We start from the raw sequence: 12,981 nt of genomic DNA on the forward strand, positions 1-12,981 counted from the left end.
GACCTGCCGACGGGTGGGTCAGAAGCGGGCCGGGCGGCCGGCCCAGTGGAGCAGGACGACACCGACCAGTGCCGCCAGCACGCACCAGATCGACACGAAGGCCAGCCGCCACAGTACCGAGCAGAGGACGGCCCCCGTGCCGGTGAGCACGCCGAGGCGGCGCAGCAGGCGGTCGCCGCTGAGCAGCAGGGCGCCGACGGTGGTCAGCAGGTAGCCGGTCAGCAGGGCGGCCGGGTGCGGGACGCCGATGCCGTAGGTGAGGGTGCGGCCGTGTTCCGTGGCCGTCACGGGGTGGGTCGCGGCGGCCACCGCCAGCGGGACGGCGACGAGCGCGCCGAGCAGGGCGAGGCCGGCGAGCGCCTTCCGGCGGTGCGGACCGCCCGCCCGGCCCGGTTCGTGGGCCGCGCACCACACCCCGGCCGGGACCAGCACCGGCAGCATGGGCAGCGCGATCGCCGCCCGTGCGGTCCGGGCCCACCCGGCCGGTCCGGCAGGAAGTTCACCGTCCGCGCCGAGCCAGACCGCGGCCTCGACCAGCTGATGCACGCCCAGCACGAGCGGGAGCGCCGCCAGCGGCAGCCGTTCCGGCCGTCCGGTGCGGAGCGCCTCGCCAGGCAGAGCACACCGATGCCCGAGACCGCTCCGCCGGCGACCAGATCCGCCTGCGCGCTCCAGCACATCCGCCGGCCCGCCGGCTACCGGGCAGGTCTGGTGTCGTCGGCGCTCCCGGCCCGGGTCTTCCCGGCCCTGGCGTTCTCGGTTCCGGCGTTCTTGGTTCCGGTGCCGCTGCCGGCCGTCGGCGACTCGGCACCGGCCCGTTCGGCACCGGCCCGCTCGAGGTCGGGCGGCCCGCCGGCGTCCTTGGGCGGGTCGCCGACGCTTCCGGGCATCGCCGGGTGGCGTCCGATGACGATCACCCCGACCACGATGGCCAGCAGCCCGGCCGACTCCCAGGCCAGCGCGCCGGGGGTGATCCGCAGGCGGTCGCCGAGAAAACCGACCGCGCAGGCGATCCCGGCGAGCGGCTGGGCCGCCGTCAGCGCGGGCAGTGACATCCGCAGCGGTGCGGCCTCGAAGGCGCTCTGCACCAGCAGCAGTCCGACCACGCCCGCCGCCACCACGGCATACGGCTGCCAGCTGCGCAGGACGGCGTCCAGCCCGTCGTGGTCGAGGCGCTGCGTCGTCGTACGGGTGAGCGCGTCCTGGAGCCCGTAGAGCAGACCGGCGGCCAGGGCGAGCAGGGTGGCCTCCTCGAACAGCGGCAGCCGACGGGCGAGCGAGACCAGCAGCAGGGTCAGCCCGACCACCGTCCCGACCACCAGCCAGTGCCGCAGCTCCCCGGCCGGCGGACCGCCGCCGGTGGGGCGGCCGGCCAGGATGAAGGCCGTCACCCCGAGGCCGAGCAACAGCACCCCGGCCCAGCCCGAGCGGCCGAGGCTCTGACGGGTCAGCACCCGGGAGAGCGCCATGGCGAACAGCAGGTTGGTCGCGAGCAGGGGTTCGACCAGGGAGACCTCGCCCTGGTTGAGCGCGAGCGCGGAGAGCACCAGACCGCTGACCATGAAGCCGGTGCCAAGCAGCCACTCGGGCATCCGCATCAGGTCGAGCAGCAGGCGCCAGTGCAGCAGATCGGCACGAGGGGCCCGCTGCGCCGCGTGCTGCTGGAGGACGAAGCCGAGGCCCAGGCAGCAGGCGGCGCTCAATGCGAGAAGGAAGACCGCCACGGAGGGACCACCCGAACGTCGCTGATGGCGCCGCCCCGGCGGTCTCTGGGTTCGACGGCGGTCGCGGCGCGCTCTGGCCAGCGTACCGCCGGGGCTGGGCGCCGGCCGGTCCGGCCGCGCTTGCCGCCGTGGGCGTGGCGGGCGCACGCTGGTGTGAGCGGCTTTGTGAGCGGCCGTGTGCTCCGGCATCCGTGCCGGTCCGAGCAGGCGCGACGGGGGCCGGCGCCAGGAGGTGTGGCATGCACAACCAATGGGATGTGGAGCTGAGCTTCGAGGAAGACGGTGTGCACACGGGGTGCGACGCGAGGCTGACCGGGGCGAGAGCGCCGGGCCTCAGCGCCCACGGGGAGTCCGTGAAGAGCGCGGAGGACCGTCCGCTCGCCCGGATCGGCGAGGAGGTCGCGGCGTCCCGCGCCCTGGAGGCGCTCTCCCGCAAGTTGCGGGCCCAGGCGGCCGGGGAGATCGAGGACGAGGGGCACCGGCCCGGTTATCTGATCTACTGACCGCGGTGTCCACCGGAGCTACCGGCTGCGGCGTCTACCGGCCGCGACCGGCCGCGACGTCGCCCGCCGATTCGACCGGGGCTGACCGGGGCCGACCGGGGCTGACCGGGACCGCTCGTGGCCGCCGCCCCGCCTGGCGCGGAGGCGGCGGCCCGGCGCGGTTCACCGTCGTGCGGCCGCGTCGCGCGCCTCGTCGAGTGCCACCTCGCCGGCCGCGGCGGCTTCCCCCTGCGGGACGGCCTTCGGGCCCGGCTTCGAGCGCGGCACGAACAGCACCGCGATCACGGCCGCCGCACCCAGCAGCGCGGCGGTCACCACGAACGCCCGGTCGTACCCGGCCGCCAGTGCCGCCGCCGGTGTGTCACCCGACTCGGACGCGTGCCGGGTGGCGGTGACCGCGAGGGTGGAGAGCACCGCGAGGCCGATGCTGCCGCCGCACTGGCGCCCGGCGTTCAGCAGCCCGCTGACCAGCCCGGCCTCGTGCGGGGCGACCCCCGAGGTGCCCATCGAGGTGTTGGTGACCATGCAGATCCCGATGCCCACACTGGCCACCAGGGACGGCCCGACGAACGCGGTCAGATAGCCGGACGACTCGTCGAGCCCGCCGAACCAGAGCATCCCGAGGCCGGCCAGCAGCAGGCCGCCGGTGAGGGCGGCCCGGCCGCCGAAGCGGGCGGTGAGCCGGCCGGCGACCATACTGCCCGCCATCGTCCCGGCGCAGAACGGGAGGAACGCCGCGCCCGCCGCCAGCGGGCCGTAGTGCAGCACGTTCTGCAGGTGCAGCGAACAGAAGTAGAAGCCGACCAGCATCGAGGCCCCGATCAGGGTGACGATCACGCTCGCGACCCACGCCGTACGGACCTTGAGCACGCCGAGCCGCACGATCGGCGCGGCGGCGAACCGGGCCTCCCAGGCCACGAAGGCGAGGCCGAGCAGCAGGGCCGCGCCGAGGGTGCCGAGCGTCCGGGCCGAGCCCCAGGGGTGGCGGTCGGTCTCCATCAGCCCGTAGACCAGGACGGTCATCGCGGTGGTGCCGAACACCGCGCCGACGACGTCCAGCCGGCCGGTGCGCTGCGGGCGGACGGCCGGTATCGACCGCAGCGCCAGCAGGGCGGCCACCAGCACGATGGGCGCGTTGACGAAGAACACCCAGCGCCAGTCGAGCAGGTCGGTCAGCACGCCGCCGAGCAGGACGCCCAGTGCGCTGCCGCCGGCGGTCACCATCGACCAGATGCCCAGTGCGCGGGCGCGGGCCGGTCCCTCGGCGAAGGTCACCATGATCAGCGTCAGGCTGATCGGAGCCAGCACCGCGCCGGCGACGCCCTGCCCGGCGCGGGCGGCGATCAGCTGGGCGGGGGTCTGGGCGAGCCCGCCGAGGACGGAGGCGATCCCGAACAGCACCAGCCCGGAGAGCAGCGCGCGGCGGTGCCCGGCGAGGTCGGCGATCCGGCCGCCGAGCAGCAGCAGGCCGCCGAAGGCGAGTGCGTAGGCGTTGACCACCCACGGCAGCGCGCTGTCGGCGAAGCCGAGCGCCTGGCCCATGGCGGGGAGCGCGATGTTCACGATGCTGGCGTCGAGCGTGACCATCAGCTGGCAGACGCAGACGGTCGCGAGGACGATGCCGGGGCGGGAGTGGCCGTGGGCGGGGGAGCTGGGCCCGGCGGGTGCTGTCCTGACGGTGGATGGGGCGGCTTGGGGCATGGCGACCTCCGACGATGCGAACGTTGTTCGCGTAAGGTAAGCCTTACTTAATGACGTGTGCAAGCGCGCTGCTGGGAGGGGGTGCCGTGGCAGGATGACGGGATGTCTGAGCAGAGCGGTCCGGCCGCATCCGGCGAGTCCGGCGGTTCCGGCGGGACGGGCGGTCCGGGCGAGGCGGCCGACCGGGGCCGGTACGGACGCCGTCGCCCCCGGCCCGGGCTGACGACGGCCGGGGTGGTCGCGGCCGGGCGCCGGGTGATCGAGCGCGACGGGATCGAAGCCCTGACGATGCGTGCCGTGGCGACCGAACTCGGTACCGCGCCGGCCTCGTTGTACCGGCATGTCACCGACCGCGACGCGCTCCTGCTGGCCGTCCTGGAGGAGATCGCCGCAGGCCTGCCGGTGGACGTGCCGGGCGCCGATCCGAAGGCCCGGCTGCTGCGGCGTCTGTGTGACGCCCACGACTACATGGCCGGACACGCCTGGGTGCTGCACATCCTGATCCGGGGCGAACTCGTCGCCGAGAACGCCCTCCACTTCAGCAACGCCTGCCTCGCCGACCTGATGGCCGCCGGCCTCCCGCCCGCCCGGGCCATGCCGGCCTACCGGTCCTGCTGGCACCTCGTCCTCGGCGAGCTGCTCGCCGACCACCCGGTGAGCCCGCCCCGCGAACCCAGCCAGCGCCGCACCGTTCTCGCCTCCGTCGACGCCCGGCGGCTGCCGGACCTGGCCCGCGCCCAGGCGGCGGACCCGTACCGCGGGCCGGGCGCGCACTGTGCCGAACTCGCGGTGGCGTTGCGGGCGTTGATCGACGGTCTGGTGGGAGCGGAGGAGTGAGGGGCGTGCCTCCTCGCCCTGAACGGCGCGGTGGGGCCGGCGGGTGAAGGGAAGGCCCGAACGGCCGCAGTGTGTCATCGGGGGTCCGTAGAGTGACGGCATGATGCGCCCGAACCCTGTAACCGCCGGTGACGAACGGACGCTTCGACGGCTGATCGGCGAGGCCGGGCTCGCGCCGTGGGAGCGCGAGCTGGTGGAGGTGGCCGAGCACGGAATCGCCCTGGGGCCACGCCCCGCCGGCTTCGAGGGGCCGGAGCCGTTCTCCCGCTGCGGCGGCGTGCCGACCGTTCCGCCCGGCTTCAGGTGGCCGTGTACCGGGTCCGGACCGGATGCGCTGCCGGACTGCTTCGTCGCCCAGATCGATCTGGCGGAGGTCTCGCGGGAGGACGTCAACGGGCTGCTGCCGTCCCACGGCCTGCTCTACTTCTTCTTCCTCGGCCATGACGGCTTCGGTGGCCGCGACCCGGTGACCGTCCTCTTCTTCCCGGACGGGGTGGCCGCCGACACCACGCCCTACGATGTGGCCTCCGATCCGGCGTTCGCCGATGCCACCGCCGGCTGGGGCGCCCCGCCGTGGGAGTTCACCGGCCCGCCGGCCCCGCTGTACGCCGTCGGCAAGGCCATGCTGGCGCGGGTCGAGCGGTTCCACGACGAGCCGCTCGTCGACCTCCCCGACGAGGCCGCCGACCGTCTGGCCGCGCTGGGGTCCGCCGCCTTCGACGTCGCGCCGGAGCGCCACGCGTACCTGGTGCTGCTCGGCCCCGACCGGGAGACGGACCAGTACGTGGTGCCGCCGCACGGCCTCGGCCCGGAACGGATCCTGCTCGATGCGGGGCGCCCGGACTTCACCGAATGCCCGCTCTACTACGTCATCCGCGACGAGGACCTCGCCGCCGCCGACTTCAGCCGAATCGAGGCGGTCACCGTCCAGCGGTGACCCGCTCCGGGGCGCGGGCCGTGACGTGCCGGCGGTCCGCACCGCCGGTGACGCTGAAATGCCGGTAACGGGGGCATGCCGCTCAGCCCTTGATGAGCGGATCGTATGGCTCACCCTCCGGCGTGAAGACCAGAGTGAAGTCCTTGCCCGCCTCGGTGGCGACCTCGCGCAGGCGAGCCAGGACTTCGGCCTCAGTGGGGAGGTCGATGCCGAGAGCCGCAGCCGCGCGGTCCCGCCGAACTGTCAGGTCGGGCATGTCCTCCACGTACTCGGCCGCCAGCTCGCGGCTCTCCTCCGCGGTGAACGCCCGGCAGTCGCGCCACCAGGGTGCGACCAGGAGGAGCCGCAGCAGCTCCGGCAAGCCGATCGCGACCAGAGCCGCGCCGCCTTCGGAATCCGCATACAGGACTGGACGTTCCTCGGCACCATCGCCGCAGAAGAAGTACGTGCCCCCGGCTCCATCGCCCGCGAAGCCTTCCAGCGCCGCGCCTGACGCGAGGTGGACCTCCTCGCCGTGGTCCCCCCGGCCGAGGTCGAAGTCGCCCGGCCAGGCCAGGAAGCGGGCAGCCTCGTCGTGTTCGACAATGGCGGTGATCAGCGATTGCATGCGTCGCACCTTAGCGGCCGGCAAGGACAGTCCTGGGCGACCGTGTTCGCCGTGTCCGTCCGGGGGCTGCTGTCGTGCCGGTCAGGGGCGGGCGGCCAGGAAGTCCGTGAGCCGGAGGTTGAGTTCGGCGGGCCGGGCCATCGGGAGGGTGTGGTGCGAGACCCCGGGCAGGACGGTCACCGCGGCCTCGGGGAGGGCGCCCCTGGCCCGGTCGGCCACCCGCAGGGCGTCGTGCGCGCGGCGGTGCTCCGCCGGCAGGACCAGCACCGGTGCGGTGAGCCGTCGCAGGCGGTCGGCGGTCGGCCGGGGGCCGGTGACCACCCGCGAGGCCGGGAAGCCGGCGTGCCCGAGCGCGTACACCTCGCGCCAGTCGGCGTCGAGGCCGTCGCCCCGGCTCTCCCAGTCCAGCTACGAGCGGGCCCGCGCGGCGCTGCGGGGCGGGAGGAAGAGCGGCAGCGCCCGCAGCGGGTAGCCGGGGCGGAAGCCCGCGAAGCACTGGGCCGGGTCGAGCGGCGCCAGCCGGCCGACCCGCGCCGGGGCGTGCAGCGCGTACTCCAGGGCGATCCACGTGCCGTACGAGTGGCCGCAGAGATCGGCCTCGGTGACGCCGGGTCCGTCGAGCACCGCGTCCAGCCAGGCCGGCAGCCCCGGCACCCCGCCGAGCGCGGGACCGTCGTGACGTGCGGGCGAAAGGACGGCAGGGTGGAGGACCGGATGGGCAGTGAGGTGGACAGCCGTGAGGACGAACCGCGGGACCCGGTGCGGCTGGTCCACCTGCTGCGCGGGCTGACCGTCGAACTCGATCTGTTCGGCGCCGAGTTCGCCGGCCGCCACGGTCTGCACCCGACCGATCTGCGGGCGCTGGTCACCCTGCTTGGACGCCGCCCGCGCCGGGCGGGTGGTCACGCCCGGCCGGCTCGGCGGGGCGCTGCGGCTGAACTCGGCCGGAACCACCGGGCTGGTGGACCGCCTGGAGCGGCTCGGCCTGATCCGCCGCGAGCGCGATCCGGGGGACCGGCGGAAGGTCCGGCTGGTGGTCGAGGAACGCGCGATGGAGCTCGGGCAGGCGTTCTTCGGGCCGCTGATCGCCGGTCCGGTGGGGGCCATGGGCCGTTTCGACGCGGCCGAACTGGCGACGGCCCGGTGCTTTCTGCCGGCCATGACCGAGGTGGTGGCCGCGGCCTGGGAGGAGTGACGCCGCCACGCTCCCGGGCCACGCCCCCGGCGTCTGCGGCTCGTCGGGGTCGCGGTCCGCTACGGCCGCAGCCCGGCGAACTCGTCCAGCACCGCGACCCGCAGTTCGTGCGCGCCGTCCGCGCGGGTCTGCTCGTAGTACAGGTACCAACTGCCCCGGGCCGCGACCACGTCGGCGTAGCGGACGCCCAGCCAGGGACCGTCCTCATCGAGCCGCCGCCAGTCGCGAAGGTCGGTGGAGACGGCGAGGCCGCAGCGCTCCTCGTAGTTGCCGCCCGCGTCGGCGGAGCCGTCGTAGAGCGCGAGCCAGCCGCCCCGGCCGTCCGGCAGGACGGCGGTGATCCGGGACTCGTACGCGTCCCAGCCCGCGCCCACGTCCAGCACCTCCGAACCCCGGCCCGCCGGGGCGGTGAAGCGCAGACCGTCCGGTGAGACGGCGAGCGCGCTCGGCTGGACGGTCAGGCCGGTGGTGTGGATGTCGGCGTCGGCGTGGGCGGCGGCGCGTTCCTCGGGGGAGAACGCCCGGGCCCGGGAGACCGTCGCGAACAGCTGGACGGCGCCGTCGTGTTCGAGCAGGTACGGGTCCTTGACGCCCTCGGTGCCGGTGCCGGCCGCGGTGAGCACCGGCGTGCGGGTGGCGAGGTCGAAGGCGTCCGGGGAGTCGGCCCGGACGACGTCGATGCGCCAGCGGTTGTCGGCCGGGTCGACGTAGCTGAGGTAGAGCAGGTAGGAGCCGTCGCGCCGCAGCAGGGCGAAGCGTTCCATCGAGGGGGAATCCAGTTCGGCGCGCTCCACCGACCAGAGGTCCCGGAACTCGACGCCGTCGGTGCTCTCGGCCACCGCGCAGCGCCAGCCGCGGTCGCGTCCGCCGCCCGCGCCGCCGTCCAGGCCGCGCGGGCGGCGCTCGCGGTAGGTGAGCAGAAAACGGTCGCGGTCGGCCTCATAGCGGATGCTCGGGCAGCCGGCCCAGTAGCCGGGATCGGGCCGTTCGGGGGCGCGGACGACGATCGAGCCGCCGAGGTCGGGAGGGGTGGGCAGAGCGGTGGGGGACACGGTGGACCGTCCTTGTCGAGGCGGGTGATGGGCTCCGGCAGTTTCTATCAGATCGATAGAAAGTAGGGGATGGTGCGCCCATCGCCACCGCCAGGCCGTGGCCTGGGCGCCTCCCTGTGTGGCCTGCGGGCTTCTGTGAATCCCGTGTTTCACCCTGTGGCGATCGGACAACACCGACCGCTCTGGCCTTGACCACCTCCGGAAGATCGGGAAAGACTTCTTCTCAGAGTCAATCAAATGTCGGGTCAGCGACCCTCGCACCGGCACCCCGAAAAGACCGCAGAGGACGACCGACCCGATGACAGCCCCCACCACCGACGCGCCCGGCTACGGCGGTCTCGGCCTGTACGTCGGCGACATCCACAACCACTGCGGCATCAGCTACGGCCACGGGTCCATCGAGGATGCCTACGCCAACGCCCGGCTCCAGCTCGACTTCGCCAGCGTCACCGGCCACGGCTGGTGGCACGACCTGCCCGAACGCACCCCCGAACTGGCCTCCCTGGTGGACTACCACACGGAGGGCTTCGCCCGGCTCGCCCGGCGCTGGGAGCACGTTCAGGAGGTCACCGCCGCCGCCCACCAGGACGGGCGCTTCGTCACCTTCCAGTCCTTCGAGTGGCACAGCCTCGCCTACGGCGACCACTGCGTGTACTTCGACGGCCCGCGCGGCGAGATCATCCGGGCCGGCAGTCTGGAGGAACTGCGCGCCCGGCTGCGCCGGCTCGCCGCCGAGGGCGTCCGGACCTGGGCGATCCCGCACCACATCGGCTACGGCACCGGACGGCGCGGCATCAACTGGTCCACCTACACCGAGGAGTTCGCCCCGGTGGTGGAGATGATGTCGATGCACGGCTGCGCCGAGTCCGACGAGGCGCCGCGCGCCTATCTGCACACCATGGGCCCACGCGACACCACCGGCACCGCCGTGCACGGTCTGCGGCTGGGCCACCGGTTCGGCCTGATCGGCTCCACCGACCACCACAGCGCCTTCCCCGGCAGCCACGGCCACGGACGACTGGCCGTCTGGGCGCCGGAGTTGACCCGCACCGGGATCTGGGACGCGATCCAGCAGCGCCGCACCTACGCCATCACGGGCGACCGCATCCTGCTCGCCACCTCCGTCAACGACACCCCGATGGGCGCCGAGACCGCCCCCGCGGCCCGCCGCCGGATCCGGGCCACCGTGCACGGCCGGGACGCCCTCGACCATGTCGAGGTGCTGCGCAACGGCGTCCCGATCCACCGCGTCAGCCGCCACGAACTCCTGGGCGGCGAGGGCTCGTCCACCGGATTCGACGGCACGCTCGGCTTCGCCGTCGGCTGGGGCAGGCGCGGCGAGCCGGTCCGCTGGGACGTCACCCTGCGCGTCGAGGGCGGTCGACTGCTGGACGTCCAGCCCAGGTTGCGCGGGTCCGAGACGGTCGCCCCGGCGGAGGCCGAACCGGCGGACCACCGGCCGTCCGACTGGCAGCGCACCGGGCCCGCCGAGATACGGCTGCGCACCGTGACCGACGGCAACCCCAACACCGCCACCGACAGCACCCAGGGCTTCTCGCTGCGGGTCGCCGGGGACGCCCGCACCCGGCTGGCCGCCGTCGTCAACGGTGTCGACACCTCCTGGTCCGTCGCCGAGCTGCTGGAGGGGCCGCGCAGCGGATTCACCGGCGGGTTCGTCTCCGGCGCCTACCGCTTCGACCGGGCCGTGCCCGCCCGCGAGCTCACCGCCGAACTGGACCTGGTGGACGAACGCCCGGCCGGGGACGCCGACTTCTACCACGTACGGGTCCGGCAGACGAACGACCAGTGGGCCTGGTCGAGCCCGACCTGGGTAGGGCCGGCGACGCGGTCCTGTCGCCGGGCCGGCTGACGCAGCCGTCGGCCGGCCGTACCCCGGTCACCCGTCCGTACGCCCCGAGGAGAACCCGACCCATGTCCCGCCAGCCCCAGCGCCGCCTCGCCGGTGCCGTCCTCACCGCCGCCCTGGCCCTCGGCGTCACCGCCGCACCCGCCTGGACCGCCCACGCCGCCACGGCGGCCGGTGTCCCCTCGGCGGCTGGTGCCGTTACGGCCGCCTCGGTCGTCTTCGCCGACGACTTCGAGTCCGGCACCGTCGCCAACTGGACCCGCCAGCGCATCGACGGCAACGGCTCCATCACCGTCACCGGCGCGCCCGCCGGGGGCACCGGGCAGGCCGCCCGGTTCAGCGTGCCCAACGACGGGCAGTCCTACCGCGCCGAGGTCGCCGTCAACGCCCTCGGCTGGGGCAGCTACCGTTTCGCCCTGGCCGACTACCTGCCCGCCGACTGGGCGCAGACCTCCACCGAGACCATCGTCGCCCAGTGGCACGGCTACCCGCTCGCCGACGGCAGCGACACCAAGCCGCCGATCGCGCTCACCGTCAAGGACGGCAGCTGGCGGCTCAAGGTGCACTGGCTGACCGATCCGACCACCGTCCAGGAAGCCGTGATCCCGCTCGGCACGGTGCAGTTCGGGCACTGGAACCAGTGGGCCTTCGACATCACCTGGTCCACCGACGCCACCCCGGGCGCGATCACCGTCCTGCGCGACGGGGTGCAGGTCGGTGCCTACAACGGTCTCAACAACTACCACCAGAACCAGGCACCGTACTTCAAGACCGGTATCTACCGCGCCAACTGGAACCCGGCCAAGAACATCCCGTACCCGACGGGCGGACCGGACGTGGTGCTCTACAGCGACAGCGTGGTCGTCACCAAGTACTGAACCGGCGCCGGGCGGGATCCGCTCTCCCCGGAGCCCGCCCGGCCTGCCCCGCCGAACCCCAACCACCAAGAGGTAGTAGCACCATGAGCGATGCGGCCCACCGGCACGCCCTGCCCCGAAGAGGATTTCTCGGCCTGAGCGCCGGAGCGGTCCTGCTGGCGGCGGGCTGCCGCTCCGCCACCGATCCCGCCGCCGACGGTGCCAAGGGCGCGTCCGCCACGGCCTCCGCGCCCGACCTGCAGATCGTCTACGGCAGCGCCCCCGACCCGACCCAGCTCCTCCACCGCGGGCCCGACACGCCCGCCTTCGTCAATCTGGTGCTGGACCGGCTGGTCGACCTCGACCCGCAGACCCTCCAGCCGGTGCCGTGGCTCGCCACCTCCTGGGAGTGGAGCGCCGACCGGCTCAAGCTGGTGCTGAAGCTGCGCGAGGACGTCACCTTCCACGACGGGCGTGCGCTGAGCGCCGACGACGTGGTGTTCTCCCTGGTCGGCGCCGCCAAGACCTCCCAGGTCAAGCCGCTGCTGGAGCGACTGGCGGACATCCGGGCCAGCGCCGGGAACGAGGTCACCCTCACCCTGGCCAGGCCCACCAGCAACCTCTTCGACGCGCTCGCCTTCAACCCGGTGGTGGACGCGCGGAGTTACGTGGACGGCAAGGCCGCCGACAAGGTGAACGGCACCGGCCCGTTCACCTGGCAGTCCTTCAAGGGTGGCAACCAGCTCGACCTGGCCCGCTACGACCGCTACTGGCAGAGCGGCCGACCCCGGTTCGAACGGATCACCATCCGCTCGGTGACGAGCAGTCAGGCCGCCCTGTCCGCACTGCAGTCCGGCCAGGCCCAGCTGATCGGCGCGGTGCCCGGCCGCGACCTCAAGGTGCTGGCGGGCAACCCCGGCTTCACCGTGCAGTCCGCCAAGGCCTCCTACCAGCAGGCCTTCCTCGGCGTGAACATCGCCACCAAGCCCTTCGACGACATCCGGGTCCGCCAGGCGCTCCAGTACGCGGTGGACCGCGAGCGGATCGTCAGCCAGGTCTACGGCGGCAGCGCCGAGGCCAGCAGCCTGCCCTGGCCGTCCAACACGCTCGGCGTCACCCCGGACCAGGTCAAGCGGTACGGGCACGACCCGGAGAAGGCGAGGGGCCTGCTGAAGGAGGCCGGTGCCGAGGGTGCCCGGGTACCGCTCACCGCCGCCAACTCGCCGGTCTTCGCCTCGCTGGTCGAGCTGGTGAAGTTCGACCTGGAGCAGGCCGGCTTCGGGGTCGACGTCCAGCTGCTGGACAACGCGGCGATCCAGCCGAAGATCCAGCAGGGCACGCTGGAGGGCCTGTTCGTGGCCAACCACGGCATGGTGAGCGTCTCGCCGCTGAGCGGTATCACCGTCTCCGGCCCGCTCCAGGTCGGCAAGAACACCTCGCACGTCACCGATCCCGCCTTCGCCGAGTTGCAGAGCCGCGCCTTCGCGGCCGTCGACGAGAAGGCCCGGGCGGACGTCAATCACGAGCTCTCCGAGTACCTGCTCGCCCAGTCGTTCCACATCACGCTCGCGCACGCCTGGGAGACCTACGCCTTGGCCTCCTCGGTGCACGACGTGGCGACCAGCGCCCTGGGCTACCTGCGGCTGACGGACACCCGCCGGGACGGCTGACCGAGCCCGAGCTCCCTCCACCCGCACCCCT

At 73.7% G+C, this 12,981-nt stretch carries 14 protein-coding genes; 7 read left to right on the top strand and 7 right to left on the bottom strand.

Translation table 11 applies throughout. The annotated features are described in order from the left end of the window. Positions 1–18: 18 nt before the first annotated feature. Together ACIO5D_RS33065 and ACIO5D_RS33070 are read right to left on the bottom strand one after the other, a co-directional pair. The gene (locus ACIO5D_RS33065; RefSeq protein ID WP_400651245.1) at positions 19–555 is read right to left on the bottom strand and encodes a DUF6629 family protein; all 537 of its coding nucleotides are present in this window, start codon (positions 553–555) and stop codon (positions 19–21) included. A 140-nt stretch (positions 556–695) separates the two neighbouring features. Further along, the gene (locus ACIO5D_RS33070) at positions 696–1,724 is read right to left on the bottom strand and encodes a DMT family transporter (protein ID WP_400651248.1); all 1,029 of its coding nucleotides are present in this window, start codon (positions 1,722–1,724) and stop codon (positions 696–698) included. Positions 1,725–1,963: 239 nt separating this feature from the next. Between ACIO5D_RS33070 and ACIO5D_RS33075 the strand changes: the two genes are divergently transcribed. Then, positions 1,964–2,227 (top strand): dsRBD fold-containing protein, encoded by a 264-nt coding sequence (locus ACIO5D_RS33075; RefSeq protein WP_363609074.1) that lies wholly within the window; start codon positions 1,964–1,966, stop codon positions 2,225–2,227. Positions 2,228–2,389: 162 nt separating this feature from the next. Here the strand turns inward: ACIO5D_RS33075 and ACIO5D_RS33080 are convergent, their stop codons facing one another. Beyond that, positions 2,390–3,928, bottom strand: coding sequence for an MFS transporter (locus tag ACIO5D_RS33080; RefSeq protein ID WP_400651252.1), 1,539 nt, complete (start codon positions 3,926–3,928; stop codon positions 2,390–2,392). A 102-nt stretch (positions 3,929–4,030) separates the two neighbouring features. Between ACIO5D_RS33080 and ACIO5D_RS33085 the strand changes: the two genes are divergently transcribed. Both ACIO5D_RS33085 and ACIO5D_RS33090 read left to right on the top strand, forming a co-directional pair. Further along, positions 4,031–4,765 carry a TetR/AcrR family transcriptional regulator gene (locus ACIO5D_RS33085; protein ID WP_400651255.1) on the top strand — a complete coding sequence of 245 codons (735 nt, stop codon included), beginning with the start codon at positions 4,031–4,033 and terminating at the stop codon, positions 4,763–4,765. Positions 4,766–4,865: 100 nt separating this feature from the next. After that, positions 4,866–5,702: a DUF1963 domain-containing protein gene (locus ACIO5D_RS33090; RefSeq protein ID WP_400651258.1), complete on the top strand. Its 837-nt coding sequence runs from the start codon at positions 4,866–4,868 to the stop codon at positions 5,700–5,702. 82 nt (positions 5,703–5,784) lie between these two features. Here the strand turns inward: ACIO5D_RS33090 and ACIO5D_RS33095 are convergent, their stop codons facing one another. The 3 genes from ACIO5D_RS33095 to ACIO5D_RS33105 all read right to left on the bottom strand — a co-directional run bounded on the left by ACIO5D_RS33095 (position 5,785) and on the right by ACIO5D_RS33105 (position 7,215). After that, positions 5,785–6,309, bottom strand: a complete 525-nt coding sequence (locus ACIO5D_RS33095; RefSeq protein ID WP_363609066.1) for a hypothetical protein — start codon at positions 6,307–6,309, stop codon at positions 5,785–5,787. 81 nt (positions 6,310–6,390) lie between these two features. After that, positions 6,391–6,669: a hypothetical protein gene (locus tag ACIO5D_RS33100; RefSeq protein ID WP_363609064.1), complete on the bottom strand. Its 279-nt coding sequence runs from the start codon at positions 6,667–6,669 to the stop codon at positions 6,391–6,393. 48 nt (positions 6,670–6,717) lie between these two features. After that, complete coding sequence (locus tag ACIO5D_RS33105; RefSeq protein WP_400651261.1) at positions 6,718–7,215, bottom strand: alpha/beta fold hydrolase; 498 nt, start codon at positions 7,213–7,215, stop codon at positions 6,718–6,720. Between ACIO5D_RS33105 and ACIO5D_RS33110 the strand changes: the two genes are divergently transcribed. Beyond that, positions 7,184–7,504: a MarR family winged helix-turn-helix transcriptional regulator gene (locus tag ACIO5D_RS33110; protein WP_400651264.1), complete on the top strand. Its 321-nt coding sequence runs from the start codon at positions 7,184–7,186 to the stop codon at positions 7,502–7,504. The genes ACIO5D_RS33105 and ACIO5D_RS33110 overlap by 32 nt on opposite strands. Positions 7,505–7,563: 59 nt before the next feature. Here ACIO5D_RS33110 and ACIO5D_RS33115 read toward each other — a convergent pair whose 3' ends face one another. Further along, positions 7,564–8,556, bottom strand: a complete 993-nt coding sequence (locus ACIO5D_RS33115) for a hypothetical protein (RefSeq protein WP_400651267.1) — start codon at positions 8,554–8,556, stop codon at positions 7,564–7,566. A gap of 298 nt (positions 8,557–8,854) precedes the next feature. On the opposite strand from ACIO5D_RS33115, the gene ACIO5D_RS33120 reads away from it, so the two are divergent. The 3 genes from ACIO5D_RS33120 (at position 8,855) to ACIO5D_RS33130 (ending at position 12,950) form a co-directional block, all read left to right on the top strand. Beyond that, a complete protein-coding gene (locus ACIO5D_RS33120) occupies positions 8,855–10,426 on the top strand; it encodes a DUF3604 domain-containing protein (RefSeq protein ID WP_363609058.1) in 1,572 nt (523 codons plus the stop codon). 62 nt (positions 10,427–10,488) lie between these two features. After that, positions 10,489–11,301, top strand: coding sequence for a polysaccharide lyase (locus ACIO5D_RS33125; RefSeq protein ID WP_400651270.1), 813 nt, complete (start codon positions 10,489–10,491; stop codon positions 11,299–11,301). An 83-nt stretch (positions 11,302–11,384) separates the two neighbouring features. Further along, positions 11,385–12,950: an ABC transporter substrate-binding protein gene (locus ACIO5D_RS33130; protein ID WP_400799675.1), complete on the top strand. Its 1,566-nt coding sequence runs from the start codon at positions 11,385–11,387 to the stop codon at positions 12,948–12,950. Positions 12,951–12,981 lie beyond the last annotated feature (31 nt).

This window comes from Kitasatospora sp. NPDC087315, assembly GCF_044744345.1.
GTDB lineage: Bacteria > Actinomycetota > Actinomycetes > Streptomycetales > Streptomycetaceae > Kitasatospora.

What these genes read in the sequence shown, in the direction of transcription:
- ACIO5D_RS33125 (WP_400651270.1), top strand. Translation starts at nt 10,489, where the DNA reads ATGTCCCGCCAGCCCCAGCGCCGCCTCGCCGGTGCCGTCCTCACCGCC.
- ACIO5D_RS33130 (WP_400799675.1), top strand. Translation starts at nt 11,385, where the DNA reads ATGAGCGATGCGGCCCACCGGCACGCCCTGCCCCGAAGAGGATTTCTC.
- ACIO5D_RS33090 (WP_400651258.1), top strand. Translation starts at nt 4,866, where the DNA reads ATGATGCGCCCGAACCCTGTAACCGCCGGTGACGAACGGACGCTTCGA.
- ACIO5D_RS33120 (WP_363609058.1), top strand. Translation starts at nt 8,855, where the DNA reads ATGACAGCCCCCACCACCGACGCGCCCGGCTACGGCGGTCTCGGCCTG.
- ACIO5D_RS33075 (WP_363609074.1), top strand. Translation starts at nt 1,964, where the DNA reads ATGCACAACCAATGGGATGTGGAGCTGAGCTTCGAGGAAGACGGTGTG.
- ACIO5D_RS33080 (WP_400651252.1), bottom strand. Translation starts at nt 3,928, where the DNA reads ATGCCCCAAGCCGCCCCATCCACCGTCAGGACAGCACCCGCCGGGCCC.
- ACIO5D_RS33095 (WP_363609066.1), bottom strand. Translation starts at nt 6,309, where the DNA reads ATGCAATCGCTGATCACCGCCATTGTCGAACACGACGAGGCTGCCCGC.
- ACIO5D_RS33085 (WP_400651255.1), top strand. Translation starts at nt 4,031, where the DNA reads ATGTCTGAGCAGAGCGGTCCGGCCGCATCCGGCGAGTCCGGCGGTTCC.